Source organism: bacterium, from assembly GCA_026708055.1.
Taxonomy (GTDB): Bacteria; Actinomycetota; Acidimicrobiia; order Acidimicrobiales; family CATQHL01; genus VXNF01.
Genome location: JAPOVS010000037.1, coordinates 1 through 2,262 on the forward strand (window position 1 = coordinate 1; position 2,262 = coordinate 2,262).

Here is a 2,262-nt window from a genome sequence, read left to right on the forward strand (position 1 = left end):
CCGCGGGCGTCGTCGTCGGCGATGGCGATCTGGGCCTGCGTGTGGTTCATCAGGGTGTACGCGTCGCTGGCCTCCAGCGTGAGGACGGCCGACTCGACGCCCTCGGCGACATGATCGTCGGTGATCGCCACGTCGAAGTGGGCCCACAGCGCCCGCTCCGGGACGGTGACGCTGCCCGACGCCGCCAGGTCCTCGCCCGCGGTCGCCGCCGGGTGGCCGCCGGCGCCGACGCTGCCGCCCGCGATGGTGTACCCGACCGAGAACGCGTCCGTGCACGGATTGGTCGCGGCCCGTATCACCGACAGGCTCAGCCGCACCGATCCGCCGTCTTCGGCGACCGAGTGGAACTGGTCCGCGATCCCCACCTTGGGTCCCGTACACGGCCGGTCGCTCGCCGCGATGGTCAGCGTGTACACCTTGTGCGCCTCGTCAAGCGAGTAGCGCGCCGGCGAGTCGGCGGACGCCGCCAGCGTCAGCACGACCGTCTCCGCGGCCTCCTCGGCGGCGTCGTCGGTGACCGCGACGGGGATCGTCACACTGGTCGCCTGTGCCGGCACCCGGATCGTGCCGCTGTTGCTGGTGACCCCGGCGATGGTGTAGTCCGTGCCGAGCGTGGCCGTGCCCGAGACGGTGTAGCTGACGTCGAAGGCCGTCGCCTGCGCTTGGCTCAGGTCGACCGTCACGCCGACCGTGCCGGCGTCCTCGTTCACGCTCTTGGCCGACTGCGCGAACGTTGCCGTCCCCGGCTGGTCGTTGGCGTTGATGGTCAGCGTGTGCCCGGCGGTGGGGCCCAGCGTGTAGCCGTCGCCGTCGGTCAACGTCAACACCACCGTCTCGGCGCCCTCACGGTCGCTGTCGTCGATGACTGCCACCGGGATGTTCACGCTCGTCGCGCCCATGGGCACGGTCACCGTGCCGCTGCTGCCGGTGACGCCGGCGATCGTGTAATCGCTGCCGCGGGCTGCGGTTCCCGAGAGGGTGTAGCCCACCGTGACGGGCGCTCCCGCGGCCGGGCTGATGTCGACGGTCACGTTGACCGTGCCCGCGTCCTCGTCGACGGATTGCGCGGCCTGCGCGAACCCGGCCTCCCCAGCCACCGTGAACACCGGCGACAGGCCGTAGAACGGCCGCGTCTGGGTGCTCGCCGCCGTCTGGGTGCTGCCCAGCGGCGCCCTGCCTGTTCCGCTGTCGGCACAGTAACCCAACGACACGCTCGCCGACCCCAACGGGTTGGCCGACTTCGCACCCGCGCTCGTGGAACCCGTGAAGTAGCCCGCGGTGTTCACCGACGCCGTGGCGCCGCTCTCGTCGTGGGGCGCGGCCTGGTTCTGCCACTCGCCCCGCAGACCCGGATAGGAGGCCGCCACCCGATCCGCGGCCGCTGTGTCGCCCAGCCAATAGACCTCCACGGCATCGCTGCCGGCGAACCCGGCGTGCGCCGAGGCGTCCGCCGTTGCAGTGGACCCCAGCACCCTGAACAGGCCGCCATAGGGCACAACCGCGGCGTGGCCCTGCGCCGCAGCCGCCCGCACGAACCCGTCGTAGTCGGCGATCACCTGCGAGGACGCATTCCTGGCGGCCGATGTGACGAACAACAGCCGGAACTGCTCGCCCGCACCCGCTCCGGCGGGTCTCAGCACCCAGCTCGACGGCACCTCGATGGCGCCTGTCTCGTCGTCGGCGACTGCGAACACCACCGGCGAGCCCGCAGGCGTCCCCAGCGTCACGCCCGTGCCGCTGGGCAGCCGCGAACTGGTGCCGTAGGCGATCACCACGGCTGGCTGCGACCGCACATCGTTGTCCACAGGCGTGAAGCGCAGCGTCGCGCTCGTCGCCCCTGCGGCCAGTCGCACCGCCGGGTTCTGCGCGCTGTTCCCGCCGCCGCTGGTCACCAGCGTCACGCCCGTCTGGGCCGCGGGCTGCAGCGCGAAGGTGTAGTCGGCGCCGACGGTCATGCCCTGCACGGTCAGCGGCACCGTCACCGTCTCCGAGCCCGCCAGCACGCGGCCCAAAGCGACCGTGACGTCCTTGTGGCCCGCCGCGCCCGACGCCCCCTCGGTGACATCCCCCGACGTGGCCGACAACGCCAGGGAGACCTCGGCGTCGTCGTCGGTCACCGCGAGCGTCCCGGAGTTGACGGTCGCCCCGGCCTGGGTCGCCGACAGCGTGACCGTCTCGTCGTTCGTGGCGGTGTTGTCGTCAGTGGGTGTCAGCGTGAAGTCGGCCGTGCCCGAGGCCGCGCCCGCGGCGATCGGCAGCGTC

Annotated in this window: 1 protein-coding gene; it reads right to left on the reverse strand. The window is 72.2% G+C overall.

The features are described from left to right. The coding region (locus OXG55_07155; protein MCY4103019.1) for a hypothetical protein at positions 1–2,262 on the reverse strand (2,262 nt) is incomplete at both ends.